This window comes from Methylocystis iwaonis (assembly GCF_027925385.1).
Lineage (GTDB): Bacteria > Pseudomonadota > Alphaproteobacteria > Rhizobiales > Beijerinckiaceae > Methylocystis > Methylocystis iwaonis.
This window is the reverse complement of record NZ_AP027142.1, coordinates 3,641,124-3,657,488: the sequence shown is the minus strand read 5'-3', so window position 1 is coordinate 3,657,488 and position 16,365 is coordinate 3,641,124. Positions and strand designations below refer to the sequence as shown.

The 16,365-nt window shown below is 65.2% G+C and carries 10 protein-coding genes; 4 read left to right on the top strand and 6 right to left on the bottom strand.

Features of this window, described 5'->3' with window-relative positions; translation table 11 throughout:
• Nucleotides 1-388 precede the first annotated feature (388 nt).
• Nucleotides 389-1,459, bottom strand: a complete 1,071-nt coding sequence (gene prfA, locus QMG84_RS17420; protein ID WP_281929456.1) for a peptide chain release factor 1 — start codon at nucleotides 1,457-1,459, stop codon at nucleotides 389-391.
• Between the two features lie 53 nt (nucleotides 1,460-1,512).
• Nucleotides 1,513-3,777 carry a phosphoenolpyruvate--protein phosphotransferase gene (gene ptsP, locus QMG84_RS17415; protein ID WP_281929454.1) on the bottom strand — a complete coding sequence of 755 codons (2,265 nt, stop codon included), beginning with the start codon at nucleotides 3,775-3,777 and terminating at the stop codon, nucleotides 1,513-1,515.
• A gap of 430 nt (nucleotides 3,778-4,207) precedes the next feature.
• On the opposite strand from ptsP, the gene QMG84_RS17410 reads away from it, so the two are divergent.
• The 4 genes from QMG84_RS17410 to ligA all read left to right on the top strand — a co-directional run bounded on the left by QMG84_RS17410 (nucleotide 4,208) and on the right by ligA (nucleotide 11,642).
• Nucleotides 4,208-7,078 (top strand): EAL domain-containing protein, encoded by a 2,871-nt coding sequence (locus QMG84_RS17410; RefSeq protein WP_281929452.1) that lies wholly within the window; start codon nucleotides 4,208-4,210, stop codon nucleotides 7,076-7,078.
• 14 nt (nucleotides 7,079-7,092) lie between these two features.
• On the top strand, nucleotides 7,093-7,689 hold the full coding sequence (locus tag QMG84_RS17405) for a 2-hydroxychromene-2-carboxylate isomerase (RefSeq protein WP_281929450.1): 597 nt from the start codon (nucleotides 7,093-7,095) through the stop codon (nucleotides 7,687-7,689).
• Between the two features lie 141 nt (nucleotides 7,690-7,830).
• Nucleotides 7,831-9,192 (top strand): IS4 family transposase, encoded by a 1,362-nt coding sequence (locus tag QMG84_RS17400; RefSeq protein ID WP_281929448.1) that lies wholly within the window; start codon nucleotides 7,831-7,833, stop codon nucleotides 9,190-9,192.
• A gap of 329 nt (nucleotides 9,193-9,521) precedes the next feature.
• Entirely contained in the window at nucleotides 9,522-11,642 is a 2,121-nt protein-coding gene (gene ligA, locus QMG84_RS17395) for an NAD-dependent DNA ligase LigA (protein ID WP_281929447.1), read from the top strand.
• A gap of 155 nt (nucleotides 11,643-11,797) precedes the next feature.
• On the opposite strand, the gene QMG84_RS17390 is transcribed toward ligA, so the two are convergent.
• From QMG84_RS17390 to QMG84_RS17375, 4 genes are all read right to left on the bottom strand, one after another.
• Nucleotides 11,798-13,147 (bottom strand): (Fe-S)-binding protein, encoded by a 1,350-nt coding sequence (locus QMG84_RS17390; protein WP_281929445.1) that lies wholly within the window; start codon nucleotides 13,145-13,147, stop codon nucleotides 11,798-11,800.
• A 147-nt stretch (nucleotides 13,148-13,294) separates the two neighbouring features.
• Nucleotides 13,295-13,942: a sterol desaturase family protein gene (locus QMG84_RS17385; RefSeq protein ID WP_281929444.1), complete on the bottom strand. Its 648-nt coding sequence runs from the start codon at nucleotides 13,940-13,942 to the stop codon at nucleotides 13,295-13,297.
• Between the two features lie 4 nt (nucleotides 13,943-13,946).
• Entirely contained in the window at nucleotides 13,947-14,933 is a 987-nt protein-coding gene (locus tag QMG84_RS17380) for a fatty acid desaturase (protein WP_281929442.1), read from the bottom strand.
• A 242-nt stretch (nucleotides 14,934-15,175) separates the two neighbouring features.
• Entirely contained in the window at nucleotides 15,176-16,318 is a 1,143-nt protein-coding gene (locus tag QMG84_RS17375; protein WP_281929440.1) for a hypothetical protein, read from the bottom strand.
• Nucleotides 16,319-16,365 lie beyond the last annotated feature (47 nt).

The window sequence follows — 16,365 nt, the reverse complement described above, 5'->3', positions numbered from 1 at the left end:
CGGCGTCACGCCTGGGCGCCGTGCGTCCTCGCACATGACAACCGGACCGCGAGCCTTCAGGCTCGCATTGTTGAGCGAGCCCCGAGGCACAGTTTGTCAATAAACCTCTGAGGCGGCCTCGTCCTTCGAGACGCGAGCTTCGCTCGCTCCTCAGGATGAGGCCTAAGTGTTTGGTTTAAGTGGCAGAAGCCCCTGATGCTGAGAAGCCTGCGAATCACCGCCGTCATTGCGAGGAGCGAAAGCGACGAAGCAATCCAGGGCCGCATCGCTGCCCTGGATTGCTTCGCTTCACTCGCAATGACGGGCGCTGAGCGAGCGGTTCAAACGGAAAGGGCGCCAGCCCTTTGTCAGCGGTCTGAGCGAGCCTGAAGGCTCGCGGTCCATGACATCACGCCTCGCTTTGCGCCAGCAGCTTTTGCTGATGGTCCGTCGTCAGCGCGTCGAAGATCTCGTCGAACTCGCCCTCCATCACCCGATCCAGCTTGTAGAGTGTCAGATTGATGCGATGGTCGGTGACGCGGCCTTGCGGAAAATTATAGGTGCGGATGCGTTCCGAGCGATCGCCTGAGCCGACTTGCGCCTTGCGGTCGTCCGAGCGTTCCTTATCGAGCCGCTGCCGCTCGGCGTCGTAGAGGCGCGAGCGCAGGACGTTCATCGCCTTCGCCCTGTTGCGGTGTTGCGAACGCTCCTCCTGCATCATCACGACGATGCCGGATGGGATATGCGTGATGCGAATGGCGGATTCCGTCTTGTTGACATGCTGGCCGCCGGCGCCTTGCGCGCGCATCGTGTCGATCTGCAAATCCTTCTCGTCGATGTCGAGATCGACTTCCTCCGCCTGCGGCAGCACGGCGACCGTCGCGGCCGAGGTGTGAATGCGGCCCTGCGTTTCCGTCTCCGGCACGCGCTGCACGCGATGCACGCCCGATTCGAATTTCAGCCTTCCATAGACGCCGCGGCCCGTAATCTCGGCGACGATTTCCTTGAAGCCGCCGAGCGCGCCGGGGCTCTCGGAAATCAGCTCGACGCGCCAGCCTTTCAGCGCAGCGTATTTCTGATAGGCGCGGAAGAGATCGCCGGCGAAAAGCGCCGCCTCGTCGCCGCCCGTGCCGGCGCGCACTTCGAGAATGACGCCCTTTTCGTCGGCCTCGTCCTTCGGCAGCAAGGCGAATTGCAGGGTTTTCTCGGCGTCCGCGAGCCGCTCGCGCGCCTCGTCCACTTCCGCCTCGGCGAGCGCGCGCATCTCCGGATCGAGCGACGCGTCCGCGAGCATGGCCACAAGATCATTCGCCTCGCGCTCGGCGGCGCGATAGGCGCGGATCGCCTCGACCACCTCGTCGAGCGTCGCGCGCTCGCGCGAGAGCGCGACAAAGGCCTGTCCGTCGGCGCCGCTGGAGAGCTTTTCGCCGATTTCCTCATAGCGGCGCAGAATGAGGTCGAGCTTGTCTTGTGCGAACATCGAGAATTTCAGAGCGAGAGGGAAATCGTCGGGAAGAGGCCGGGCGCGCGCCGCTACAGAGGCACGCCGCGCGCGACGGCATATTCGCGCAGCTTCTCGCGCACGGAAGGCGCGCCGTCGTCCGAAGCGAGCAGGGTCGCGAGAAAGACCTGCGCTTCGTCGATATCGAGGTTGAGGATCATCGATTTTACCGGGCCGATAGCCGCCGGCGCCATGGACAGCGAGCGATAGCCGATGGCGATTAATGCTAGCGCCTCGAGCGGGCGTCCGCCCATCTCGCCGCACAGCGTCACCGGCGTTCTGGCGCGCCGTCCGGCGTCGGCGACGCGTTCCAGCGCACGCAGCACCGGCGTCGAGAGATTGTCGTAACGCTTGGAGACGCGCGTATTGTCGCGGTCGGCGGCGTACATATACTGCACGAGGTCGTTGGAGCCGACCGAGAGAAAATCCGCGCGCGCGGCGATGAGATCGAGCTCCCAGAGGAGCGACGGCACTTCCACCATGGCGCCGAGCTTGAGCGTGAGGGGCTCCGGATAGCGGTGGCGGCGCAAATGCGCCAGCTCGCGCAGCGCAATGGCTTTCGCCGCCTCGAATTCCGAGACATTCGCGATCATCGGGAACATGATGCGCAATTCACGCCCCGCGCCGGCCTTCAGCATGGCGCGAATCTGCATGCGCAAAAGGCCCGGCCGGTCGAGGCCGATGCGGATGGCGCGCCAGCCGAGCGCCGGATTCTCCTCTTCGATCGTCGCCATATAGGGAAGGATCTTGTCGGAGCCGATGTCGAGCGTGCGGAACGTCACCGGACGGTTCGGCACGGCGTCGAGCACGCCTTTGTAGAAGCGATACTGCTCGTCCATGCGCGGAAAGCGCGAGGCGAGCATGAATTGCAGCTCCGTGCGGAACAGCCCGATCGATTGTGCGCCCGTGTCGTGCACATGCGGCACGTCGATGGCGAGGCCGGCGTTCATATGCAGCGCGATCTCGACGCCGTCCTTGCTGATCGCCGGCACGTCGCGCAGCTTGGCGTATTGCTCCTGACGCCGGGCGCGCAGCCGCGCCTTTTCGGCGTAGGCGTTCTGCACGTCGGGCTGCGGACGCACATGCACCTCGCCGGTCGAGCCGTCGATGATGATCGGATCGCCCGTCTCGACGAGGTCGATGACCCCCCGCACGAGGCCGACGGTCGCGACGCCGAGCGCGCGCGCCACGATGGCGACATGGCTCGTCGGCCCGCCTTCCTCCAGCACGAGGCCGCGCAGCCGCGCCCCGTCATAGTCGAGCAGCGCCGCCGGCCCCATGGTGCGGGCGACGATGATGGCGTTTTCGGGCACGCTCTCCCGGTCGGCCACATAGCCCTGGCCGGTCAACTGGTGCAGCAGGCGGTTGGCGATGTCGTCGAGATCGTGCAGCCGGTCGCGCAGATAGGGGTCGGTCTGGCGCTGCATGCGGGCGCGCGCGTCGTTCTGCACGCGCTCCACCGCCGCTTCCGCCGTCAGGCCGGATTTCACAGCCTCGCGCAGGCGGCGCACCCAGCCCTGGTCATAGGCGACCATGCGGACGGTCTCCAGCACGTCGCGGTGCTCGCCGGCGCCCATGCGGTCGCCATGGGCGACGAGCTCGTCGATCGAGGCGCGCATAGCGTCGACCGCCTGCTCCAGCCGGCTCAATTCGCGCGACAGATCTTCGGCGACGAGCTGCTTCACGACGACGCGCGGCTCGTGCAGCAGCACATGGCCGAGCCCGACGCCCTCGCACATGGGCGCGCCGCGCAGCGAGGCCGGCCGGTAGAGCGCGAGGTCGCGCGGGTCCTGGATCGCCTGCAGCTCGCCCGATGCGATGAGCTCCGCGAGCAGCATCGCCGTCGTCTGGAGCGCCTCGACCTCCTCCTCGGAATAGACCCGGCGGACTTTGTTCTGGACGACGAGGACGCCGAGCGTCGAGCCGCCGCGCAGGATCGGCACGCCGAGGAAGGAGTGATAGGCTTCTTCGCCCGTCTCCGGCTTATAGGCGAAGGCGGGGTGGTCTTGCGCCTCCGAGAGGGCGAGCGGCTCGGCGCTGCGGGCAATGAGGCCGACGAGGCCCTCGCCAGCATGCATGGTCGTCTGGTGGACCGCCTCGCGGTTCAAGCCTTCGGTGGCGTAGAGCTCCAGCCGCTGGTCCGCCCGCAGCACATAGACGGAGCAGACCTCGGCGACCATATTCGCGGCAATCTGCACAACGATTTTATCGAGACGCGTCTGCGCGCTCACCGGCTCCGCGCTGATCTCGCGCAGCCGGCGCAGCAAAAGGCGGGGGCCGCCAAGGGCGCTACGCATCCGTTCCATTCCTATCCACAGCGCGCCGCCCGCGGCCGGGGCGTCGCGAAAAACTGCCGTTCACCTTTGTCGGAAATCCGCGCGCGCCGCGCTGCTGACATCCTCGAGCGTATATTACGGCTTCCGCCGTCCGCAAGCGCAGCCGAATTTCCCTCGCAAAGACCATACCGCATTTTCGGCAAGCTTGAATCGACTTGCGGATGAGAGCCGAAGGCTCTACTGATTTTGCGGGCTTTTCGTTTCGAAAGCCGCCCGGCGCGGCGCCGGCTTCGCCCGGGACGGAGTGGCGTTGCGTCCGATATTCTGGCTTCCAGTAGGCGGGATGGCGGCGCGTTGCAAGTTTCGGCCGCGCAATCGTCTCGCCATGGCCGCGATCCAGGAATAGCGAACCGCCCCTTCGAGCGACAGGCTCCACAGCCGAGAAAAGAATGTGCGTCTTCAAACGATTCTGATCGCCCTCTTTGGGTTTCTGGTCTCGACGACCGCCGCGTTTTCAGTCGAATCGGTGCGCGTGCCGCAGGGGGCGCGGGCGATCGATCTCACTCATGTGGTGGAAAAGCATTACTCGCAAAGCGACCGCCTGCAAGTTTCCACCGCGCCGGGCTCGGATGGCATTGTGCGCCGCATCGAAGTCGGCGCCAGGGAGGCCGGCAGCCGCCCCAACTGGATCGTCTTCGCCCTCACCAACGATACGGACGAGCAGATCGAGCGGCTGATTGTTGCGCCGCACTTTCGCCTGCAGGGCTCCGGCGTCATCTGGCCCGATCTCGGCTCGACGCGCATTTCCGCGATCACCGCGAGCCAGGGCTTTCCGCCCGAGGCCGAAGAGTCCGCCGACGCCGACGTCTTCCGCCTGACGCTCGATCCGGGCACGACCGTCACTTATGTTGCGGAGCTGCGCACGCCCAACCTGCCGCAGCTCTATTTGTGGGAGCCCGACGCCTATAAGGACAAGGTGACGAGCCTGACGCTCTACAAGGGCATCGTCATCGGCATCGCCGGCCTGCTGGCGCTCTTCCTCACCATCGTCTTCGTCGTGAAGGGCGCGGTCATCTTCCCGGCGGCGGCTGCGCTCGCCTGGGCGGTGCTGGCCTATGTCTGCATCGACTTCGGCTTCTGGGACAAGATTTTCGGCTCCGACGCCAATGCCGACCGCATCTGGCGCGCCGGCGCCGAGACCGTGCTGTCGGCGACGCTGGTCGTCTTTCTGTTCGCCTATCTCAATCTCAATCGCTGGCATGTGCGCGCCTGGCATGTCGCGGCGCTGTGGCTGCTGATTCTGCTCGATCTCGCCGGACTCGCCGTTTTCGACGCTCCCGTAGCGGCAGGCGTCGCGCGCATCTCCTTGGCGACGGTCGCCGTCGTCGGCTTCGTGCTGGTGCTCTATCTCGCCTCGCACGGTTTCGACCGCGCGATCATGCTGATTCCCACCTGGTTCCTGCTCGTCGTCTGGGTGGCGACGGCAGGCTTCGCCGTCGCCGGCTGGATGACGAACGACCTCGTGTCGCCCGCGCTCGTCGGCGGCCTGGTGCTCATCGTCATGCTCATCGGCTTCACGGTGATGCAAAACGCCTTCGCGACAGGCGGGCTCTCCCACGGCGCGATCAGCGACGTCGAGCGCAAGGCGCTGGCGATGACCGGCGCCAATGAGATCGTCTTCGACTGGGATGTGCCGTCGGACCATATTTACGTCAGCCCAGAGGCGGAGGCCGCGCTTGGCCTCGACCGCGGCGGTCTGGAGGGAGCCGCCTCCTCCTGGCTCGACCTCCTGCACCCCTTCGAGCAGGACCGCTACCGCGCCTGCCTCGACGCGCTGCTGGAACAACGCCGGGGCCGCATCAATCAGGAGTTCCGCCTGCGCGGCGCCGACGGCCATTATCTCGCCTACCGGCTGCGGGCGCGGCCCGTGGTCGGGCCGGACGGCGAAGTCATTCGCGTCGTCGGCACGCTGACCGACGTCACCGACGAGCGCAACGCCCAGGAGCGTCTGCTGCACGACGCGGTGCATGATAATCTGACCGGCCTGCCCAATCGCGAGCTGTTCTTCGACCGTCTCGAAGCGGCGCTGGTGTTTGCGCGCATGGAGAAGGACGTGCGCCCGACGGTGCTCGTCATCGACATCGACCGATTCAAGCAGATCAACGAGCAGGTCGGCATCGCCATGGGCGACAGCATCCTACTCACCGTCGCGCATCGCCTGACGCGCCTGCTGCAGCCGCAGGACACGCTGGCGCGGCTGCATGGCGACTCTTTCGCGATCATCCTTGCCTCCGAGACGCACGCCGACCATGTGATCACCCTCGCGGACTCGGTGCGCCGCTCGTTGGCGACGCCGGTGCGCTTCACGGATCGCGAGATCGCGCTGTTCGCCTCCATCGGCATCGCGCTCTATGACCAGCAGATCCACCCCGGCGCCGACGACATGCTGGAGGACGCCGAGATCGCCATGCGCCACGCCAAGCGCACCGGCGGCAATCGCATCGAGGTCTTCCGTCCCTCCATGCGCGCGCAGCGCTCCGACCGCCTGACGCTCGAGGCCGATATGCGCCGCGCGTTGGAGCGCGGCGAGGTGAAGGTCTTCTTCCAGCCGATCGTGCGGCTGGAAGACCGCACCATCGCCGGTTTCGAGGCGCTGCTGCGCTGGGACCATCCGCGCCTCGGCCGCCTGGAGCCCGGCCAGTTCATCCCGATCGCCGAGCAGACCGGCCTGATCATCGACATGGGCCTGCTCGCCTTGGAGCGCACGGCGCGCGAGCTTGCCGCCTGGCAACGCGCGCTCGCGGTCGATCCGCCGATCTTTGCTTCGGTGAATGTCTCCTCGCGCCAGCTTCTGCGTCACGATCTCTTGCGCGACGTCAAAAGCGTGCTGATGCATCACGACATTGTGAAGGGCAGCCTCAAGCTGGAGCTCACCGAAAGCCTGGTGATGGAGAACCCCGAATACGCCGCGCAAATGCTGGCGCGCATCAAGGAGCTTGGCGCCGGTCTGTCGCTCGACGATTTCGGCACGGGCTATTCGTCGCTCTCTTATCTGCAGCGCTTTCCCTTCGATACGATCAAGATCGACCGCTCCTTCGTCAAACAAAGCGGCAAGGGCGCGCGGCCCGTCATTCTGCGCTCGATCGTCGCTTTGGCGCATGATCTCGGCATGGACGTCGTCGCCGAGGGCGCGGAGACCGAGGCCGACGCGATCGAGCTTTATCAGCTCGGCTGCGGCTATGCGCAGGGCTACGCCTTTGGCCGCCCGATCAGCGCGCAGGAAGCCCGCCGCCTCGTGGGCGCGGCGCCGGAGGCGGCGTAGCATCGGAGAGGCCCGTGGCGGCGAGGCTGGAATTCTGGTTCGAATTCGCGAGCACCTATTCCTACCTCGCGGCGGAGGAAATCGAGGAAAAAGCCAAGGCCGTCGACGTCCACGTCGTTTGGCGGCCGTTCCTGCTCGGGCCGATTTTTGCCGGCCAGGGCTGGTCGGACTCGCCTTTTAATCTCTATCCCGCCAAGGGCGCCTATATGTGGCGCGACATGGAGCGGCTCTGCGAGAGAAAGGGGATCGCCTGGCGACCGCCGAGCGTTTTCCCGCGCAGTGGTCTTTTGGCGGCGCGCGTGGCGGCCGCTCTCGAAGGGACGGATCGTCTGGCCCCCTTCGCTCGGGCGGTTTATCACGCGAATTTCGCGCTGGATCGCGACATAGCCGACCCGACCGTCCTCGAAGAAATCCTGCGCGAGCTTTCTTTTGAGGCGGAAGAGCTGCTTCGGCGCGGGACAGAGGACGATATCAAGGTTCGGCTGAGGGCGAACACCGACGAAGCCATCCGCCGCGGCGTTTTCGGCGCGCCGAGTTTCTTCGTGAAGGACGAGCTTTTCTGGGGCGGCGACCGCTTGGATCAGGCGCTGGAGATGGCGGCTGCGCCATGAAAAGGCAGCAGCGGATGAAACGCCGGGCGTGAGCTCATCCCTCCCCTTTACGGGCTACCGCATGCACACAAGTCTGGGCTTGCGGGGGCGGGCTTGGTTTGATTCCTTTCTGGTGATGAATCGGGAGGGATCGAGGATGGCTTGGCTCGGCGAACTCGGGTCGTTCGGCGACGAACGGCTCAAAAAAGGGGGCGCGATTTTCTGTCGGCGCTGGTCGAGAAGAAGCGCTGCTGCCTGCGCAAACTCGGCGGCTCCCGCGCTGGCGAGGTGCGGTTCGGGCGCTTCTTGCGCAACCCGAGCGTGACGAAAGAGGAGATGCTGGCGACGGCCGCCGCGCAGACGGGCGGGCGCGTCGCGGGGCGCAAGCTCCTCGTCCTGCAGGACACGAGCGAGCTGAATTTCTCGGGGCACGCGGCGAGCAAGCGCGGCTTCGGCACGGTCGGCAACGGCGCGGACATCGGCTTTTTCATTCACCCGCAGCTCGTCGTCGATGCGCTGACGGGCGGGATCATCGGGCTCGCCGGCGCGAGCGTGATCAACCGGACGGACGGCGCGGCGACCGATCGGCGCAAGCGCGGGCCGGATGAGAAAGAGTCGCGCCGTTGGCTCGCCGGCGCGCAGACGGCGGGCGCGGTTCTCGGCGCGGCCGAGGAGATCACCGTCGTCGCCGACCGGGAAAGCGACATCTACGACGAATTCGCCCGCCGCCCCGCCAATGTGCATCTTCTGACGCGCGTGGCGCAGGACCGCGCGCTGGCGAACGGCTCCCGGCTGTTCGCCTTTGCGCGCGCCCTGCCGGAGGCGATGCGCTACGAGATCGAGGTTCCGGCCAAGGGCGCCCGGGCGGCGCGCAAGGCGGTCGTTTCGTTGAGCTTCGGCAAAGCCGCGATCGCGCGCCCGCTGACCGCCGACAAGGCGTTGGCGCCGAGCGTGACGCTTTCCCTCGTCGACGTGCGGGAGATCGATCCGCCTGCGGGCGAGGCTCCCGTGCATTGGCTGCTGTCGACGACGCATGCGGTCGACTCCGTCGAGGACGCGCGGCGCATGGTGTTCTGGTATCGCCGGCGCTGGCTGATCGAGCAGATGTTTCGCACCTTGAAGGGCCAATGCCTGCGGGTGGAGGAGAGCCAGATCATCGAGATGGAGCCGCTGGCGAAACTCACCGTGGCGGCGATGATTGCGGCCGCGCGCGTGCTGCAACTGGTGCAGGCGCGCGACGGAGCCACGGGGCAGACGCTCGCCGACGCCTTCGAGGAAGCCGACGCGCCTTTGATCGAAGCCTTGACGGCGAAGCTCGAAGGCAAGACCGAGAAGCAGAAAAACCCACACGCCAAGGGCACGCTGGCGCGCGCCGCCTGGGTAATCGGCCGCCTCGGCGGCTGGTCCGGCTACGTCGGCGGCGGCTACAAGCCGCCCGGCCCCAAAACCATGTATGACGGCCTCGTGGAATACGACGCCATCAGGCGTGGCTGGACCATCGCGAGACTTGTGCGACTCCCGTAGCCCCTTTACGGGGAGGGTGGCCCCGCGTAAGCGGGGTCGGGTGGGGTAAAGCCCCAACGACGGTCGTAGCGGCGCGAACCCCACCCGGCGGCCTTTGGCCGCCGACCTCCCCGTAAAGGGGAGGTATTTGGAGCCGCCAGGTTGCCGTTCACCCGATTGGCTCTCGCGGAGGGCCCCTCGCGCCGCCGCCCCGAACGCGGTAGGTTGCGCCGCTTCGTATTCCCCCGTCATTGCGAGCGAAGCGAAGCAATCCAGAGCCGTAACGCGGTTGTGAATTGCTTCGTCGGCTTCGCCTCCTCGCAATGACGGCTGTAGGCCACCTTTGCGATATGACGAAAAAGTCCGCCGCCTCTCATTCCTTGCCCATCGAAGAGCTATCGCTCGCGCAGGCGCGCGCCGAACATGCGAGCCTCGGCGAAGACATCGCCCGCTATGATCGCGCTTATTATCAGGAAGACGCGCCGCTCGTTCCCGACGCCGACTATGACGTGGCCCGCCGCCGCTACGAGGCGCTCGAAAAAGCCTTCCCCGAACTCGTCTCCGAGGAGTCGCTGACAAAAAAAGTCGGCGCCAAGCCCAGCGAAAAATTTGCGAAAGTGAAACACGCCGTGCCGATGCTCTCGCTCGGCAATGTCTTTTCGGACGAGGAAGTCCGCGACTTCGTGGCGCGCGTGCGCCGCTTTCTCGGCCTCGCCGAAACGGCGCCCATCACCTGCACCGCCGAGCCGAAAATCGACGGCCTTTCCTGCTCGCTGCGTTACGAGCGCGGCCATCTCGTGCAGGCGGCGACGCGTGGCGACGGCTATGAGGGCGAGGACGTCACCGCCAATATCCGCACATTGAAGGAAGTGCCGCAGCGCCTGCACGACGGCGCGCCAGAAGTGCTGGAGGTGCGCGGCGAAGTCTATATGACGCATGCGGCCTTTGCGGCGCTGAACGAGCGCCAGACAGCGGCGGGCAAGCAAATCTTCGCCAATCCGCGCAATGCGGCGGCGGGCTCGCTGCGCCAGCTCGATTCGCGGATCACCGCCGAACGGCCGCTGCATTTCTTCGCTTACGGCTGGGGCGAGGTGAGCGCCTTGCCGGCCCGAACGCAATGGGGCGTGCTGCAAGCCTTCAACGCCTATGGGTTGAAGATCAATCCGCGCACAAGGCTTTGCGAAAGCGTCGAGGAGATGGTGGCCCATTATCACGCGATCGAAGCCGATCGCGCGACGCTGGGCTATGACATCGACGGGGTCGTCTACAAGGTCGATGACATTGCGCTGCAGGAGCGGCTCGGTTTCGTGTCACGCGCGCCGCGCTGGGCGGTGGCGCATAAATTCCCCGCCGAGCGCGCGACAACCATTTTGCGCGACATCGAGATAAATGTAGGCCGCACCGGCGCGCTGACGCCCGTCGCGCGGCTGGAGCCGGTGACCGTCGGCGGCGTCGTCGTGTCGAACGCCACGCTCCACAACGAAGACGAGATCGCCCGCAAGGACATCCGCATCGGCGACACGGTCGTCGTGCAGCGCGCCGGCGACGTCATTCCGCAGATCGTGGAGGTCATCCCGGAAAAGCGCCCCCATGGCGCGAAGCCTTACGAATTCCCGCAAATCTGCCCGCGCTGCGGCTCGGCGGCGCTGCGCGAGATCGACGAAAAGACCGGCGAGGCGGATGTGGTGCGCCGCTGCACGGGCTCGCTCGTCTGCCCGGCGCAGGCGGTCGAGCGCCTGAAGCATTTCGCCTCGCGCAATGCCTTCGACATCGAGGGGCTCGGCGACAAGCAGATCGAATATTTCTTCGCCGAAGGCCTCATCAAAACGCCTTCGGATATTTTCACGCTCGAAGAGCGCGATCGAAAGAGCCTCACAAGGATCAAGAATCGCGAGGGCTTCGGCGAGACCTCGGTGCGCAATCTCTTCGCGGCGATCGAGGCGCGGCGGGTCATCCCCATCAATCGCTTTCTCTTTGCGCTGGGCATCCGCCATGTGGGCGAGACCAATGCGCGCCGCCTCGCGAGACACTTCGGCGATTTTGACTCTCTGCGCGAGACGTCGCGCGACGCCGATCCGGGCACGGAGGCGCGCGCCCGCATCGATTGCATCGACGGCATCGGGCCGGTGGTCGCCGAGGCGTTGCACGACTTCTTCGCCGAGCCGCATAATGAGAAGGAGCTCGACGCCCTGCTCGAGCAGGTGACGATCGAACCGATGCCGCAGGTCGCGTCATCTTCGCCTGTCGCCGGCAAGACGGTGGTCTTCACCGGTTCGCTGGAGCGCCTCACCCGCGACGAAGCGAAGGCGCAGGCCGAGCGCTTCGGCGCGAAGGTCGCGGCGTCCGTGTCCAAGAAAACCGACCTCGTGGTGGCGGGGCCCGGCGCCGGCTCGAAGCTCGCCAAGGCGCAGGAGCTTGGCATCGAGGTCATTACGGAAGACGATTGGTTCAAGCGGACGGGGCAGGAGTAGGCGCCGGCTGCTCGTCATGGGGGTCTGTCATTCCCGACGGGCCGAAGGCCCGATCGGGAATCCAGAGCAACGCCCGCTACTTCTGCTCTGGATTCCCGATCACTTCGCTGACGCGAAGCGTCGGGAATGACATTCCGACCGATTGTGGATGGGCCTCACGCGAGCGCGTCGCGCAGCAGCAGCGCGATGTGCCGAGCTTTTCGGCCGCTGCCGTGCTCGATCTGGTGACGGCAGGAGAAGCCGTTGGCGATCAGCGGCGTGTCTTCCGATGCGGCGCGCACCGCCGGCAGCAGGGATTGTTCGGCCATCGCCATGGAGGCCTCGTAATGCTCGGCCTCCAGGCCAAAGCTTCCCGCCATGCCGCAGCAGCTCGAATCGATCACCTCGAAGGAAAAGCCCGGTATCCAGCTCAACACCTTGCGCGTCGCCTTCATCACGCCGAAAGCTTTCTGGTGGCAATGGCCATGCAGCAGGGCCTTGGGTAAATCCAGCGGTTTCAACTCCAGCCGCAGGCCGTTGTTTTGATGCTCACGCGCCAGAAACTCCTCAAAGAGGTAAAGCTGCTTGCCGAGATCGCCGACCTCGGGACCGAGCCCCAGGCTGTAAAGCTCGTCGCGGAGCGACAGAAGGCAGGATGGCTCCAGCCCGATGATCGGCGTCTTGGCCGCGATGGCGTCGCGGAAGGCGGCGAGAACGCGGCTCGCTTCGCCCTTCGCCTTATCCGCCATGCCGGTCGTGAGATAGGTGCGTCCGCAGCAGAGCGGCCGGTTGGGTTCGGCGTCAGTCGGCGCGGGCTTGGCGAAGCGCACACTGTAGCCGGCGCGTTCCAGCACGGCGACGGCGGCCTCGGCGATCTCGGGGTCGAAATGGTGGCAGAAAGTGTCGACGAAGAGAATGACGTCGCCGCGCGCGCCCGCCGCCGCGCTAGCCTTCTTCGCCGGCGCGAAGGGTTTCGCCGCCAGCTCCGGAAGCGGCCGGCGCGCCGTGATACCGAGCCGTCTTTCCGCAAATTTGGCGAGCGCCGAGAAACGATTTCGCAGGCGAATCGCGAAGCCCAGCACAGCGCGATGCCGGCCGGTCCATTCCGGCACGCCGCCGAAGAGCCGTGTGCGGATCGGGACCCCGGTGATCGCATGGCGCTGGGCGAGATATTCCGTCTTGATCAGCGTCATATCGACGGCGCTGGGACATTCCTTCTTGCAGGCCTTGCAGGAGACGCACAAATCCATCGCTTCCGCGAGGCGCGGATCGGCGAAGGCGCGCGCGTTGGCGGGGTCGTTGAGGGCGGCCTTGAAGGCCGCGACGCGCGCTTCGGTGGAATGCTTGGGGTCGCCGGTGATGCGGTAGCTCGGGCACATGACGCCCTTGCCGGCTTTCTGACAATCGCGGCTGTGCATGCACACAGCGACAGCCTTGGCGTAATTGCCGCCCGTGGCCGGAATGCCCGAATAGGCGTCGCCAATGCCGTAGGTGTCGTAAGCCGACCAATCGAGAAAGGTTTTCATGCCGGGTCCATTTCCGGCAGCGAAAAGCAAAATCGGGGCCGAATGGACGACGGCAAATCCCGCAAGAGCGCTTTTGTGGCTCTGGATTCCCGGTCGGGCTTTCAGCCCGCCGGGAATGACACGCCCCTGAGCGCGTTATTCAAAGGCTCAGACGGCCTTGGTCCCCGGCGTCTCGCCCTTCTGATAGGCCGTGCCGAAGACATAGTCCCACCAGATCGCATGCACGCCGAAACCCTTCTCGGCGTCGCGGAAATGGTGGAGCATATGCAGACGCTTCACCAATTTGCCGAGATCGGAAGTCGGCTGGCCGTGATGCGTCCAGTAATGCACGCAGTCATAGGCCACATAGCCGGCCATGAAGCCTGCGAACACCGGCCAGGCGAAGGTCGCGCCGAAGATCAGCCGGATGATCGTCAGCGCGATGAGCATGATCGGCGCGGAGAGCAGCGGCGGCATCACGAGCCGCAGCGGGTCGCTCGGATAGATGTGATGCACGCCGTGAATCAGGAACTGGAAGCGCGGTCCGAAGCCGAAGGGCAGCGGAAACACCGTGTGGAAGAGATAGCGGTGGCCGAAATATTCGGTCAGCGTCCAGGCGACATAGCCGATGACGAGGCCGAGCAAAACGAGCCCGGCGCCCTGCAGCGACAAGGAGTAGAACAGCAGGCCCAGAATGATCGGCGTGTAGATGATCACGGGCGTGAGGTGATGCACGCGCGAGAAACGATCGAGAAGGTCGTTCTCGAAAATGCGCGGCGAGGCGTCCAGCGCTTCTGTGCGTGTGTCCTGCGTCATGATTTTACTCCGCCGGGGCAGCGATCTGCTGCGCCGCTTGCGTGACATTTACCGACCGCGTGCCGAGCGAATAGGTCGGATCGAAGATGAAGGTGACGAGCAGCGCGAACCAGGAGCGGTGGCAGCGCAGCGTGTCATAGAACTCCGGCGCCATGGCGGTGAGCTCCGGCAGCCGGTTCCACGGGATCTCGTGAAAATCGTGGTGCTCGTTGTGATAGCCGATATTGAGCGCGAGCTTATTGAGCGGCCCATAATAATCGAACGTGCCTTGGTCGGGCCCGAAGGCGAAATGCTCCTGCAGCCAGCGCGCGCTCAACGGATGCAGCCCGCCCACCGAAAACCAGAAGGACAGGAAGAGATAGAGCAAAGCGTTCGGGCCGAAGGCCCAGAGCATGAAGAGATCGAAGGCGATGATGACCGCGATGTTGATATAGGTCCATTTGCCCATGATCGGCACGGTGCCCTTCAGCCGAGACAGGCGCGCGAGCTGGATCGCGGGAAAGGCGAAAAGCCAGGCGGCCTTGCGCCATGCGCTATTGCCGACCCACTCCACTTCCCAGTGGCTCGGCACATCGGCGTCATAGTCATAGGCCGAGAGATGCGAATGGTGCTTGATGTGATAGCAGCGGAAGCCCATCGCTGTGGGGAAGCCGTTGGGGAGATCGGCGAGGATCGCCGTCCATTTATTGGCGAGAGGGTCCTCGAAGACGCAATTGTGAATCGCGTCGTGGATGATGACGAAATTCGCATGGTTCGCGAAGGCGCCGACACAGATCGCCAGCAGCAGCGACAGCCACCAATAGGAGAGGCCGAGCCAGCCCATCACGGCCGCGATCACGAATTGCCCGGCGAAGATGCCGGCCGTGATCTTGAAGGTCACCGGGTCTCTGCCAAAAAGCTCGCGCACCTGCGGATATTTTTCCAAGATCAAGCGGCGGCGCTCGACATGCGAGCGGTCGGCGCCCTGGGCGGTGACCGAAATGCCGTTCATGGATCACGTTCCCTTCAGTTGGAAGCGGAGCAACCGGGTGGATGCCGGGCGTGAGCCAATCCCTCCCCTTTACGGGGAGGGTGGCCCCGCGTAAGCGGGGTCGGGTGGGGTCAAGCCCCACCACTGCCGTTGCGGCGCGAACCCCACCCGGCGGCCTTTGGCCGCCGACCTCCCCGTAAAGGGGAGGTATTTGGGGCTAACGACGCCATGCCGTCATTCACCCGATTACCCCGGACCTGAACTCAACCGATACGCTTCTCATAAATGCGGTGAACCTTGTCGACCTTGCCGCCGAACATTTCGATCGGCTTGCGCATCGCCATGTTGTCTTCGAGCACCCAGCCAGCCTCCATATGGGTGATAGAAGCCTTGGCGCCGCGGCGGCGCATCTCCTCGATCATGGAGAGCAGAATGGCGCCGCCCGTCGCGCTGTTTTGCAGCGCCTTGCGGGTGCCGAGCAGCACAATGCGCGCAGTGTTGAACTTGTGGTTGCGCATGCGCGAGATCAGCTTCGGCAGGCCGAAGGGGAACAAGCGGCCGTCGAAGTCGGAGACGATCTCGAAGAGATTGGGGAGCGCGACCAAGAAGCTCACCGGCGCGCCGTCGAGCTCGACCATGATGCCGAAGTCCGGCGGCATGACATACTTAAGCGCGTCGGCGGTCGAATCGAACTCAGCCTTGGTGAAGGGCACGAAGCCCCAGTTGTCCCGCCAGCCGTCGTTGAAGAGCTCCTCCATCAGCGCCGTCTCGGTCGTCTTAAGATTGTCGAGATCGAGCGGGCGGAGCTTCAAACGGTCTCGCCATTCCTTGCGGTTCGAGATGAGGGGCTTTTCGTTGAGGAAAGTCTCGTCGATGGCGATGCGATAGGAGACGAGGTCCTTGGCCTTCTCATAGCCGAGCGCCGCGAGATGGCGCGAGAGATAGGGCGGATGCCAGGGCGTGAGGAACATAGGCGTCGACTCGAAGCCCTCGATCAGCATGCCGACTTCGCCGTTGATCGTCGGCGAGAAGGGGCCGTTGATCCGCGTCGCGCCTTTCGCCTTCAGCCAATCCTCCGCGGCCTCGACCAGCGCGCGCACCGCCTCGATATCATCGACGGCGTCGAGCGCGCCGAACTGCGCGGGGCTCGCGGCGACGGGCGTGATCCCATCCTTATAGACATGCGCGGCAATGCGGCCGACCCATTCGCCGTCGCGGCGAGCAAGGAATTTCTGATCCTCGACCAGCTTGTAATGCGGATTGAGCATATGGGCGAAGAGCGTCCAGCGCTCGATGTCGAGCGGCGGCGCGAAGCCCGGCGCGCCCTTGTAGAGAAGGCGCGGAAGCTTGCAGAAAGTCGTGAACGTCGAGAGCCCAGCGACCGGTACGATCTCGATTCGCGCCATGGACAAAATCCTTAGCCTTTGCGGGGGAACGCGGAAAGCGTCATGAT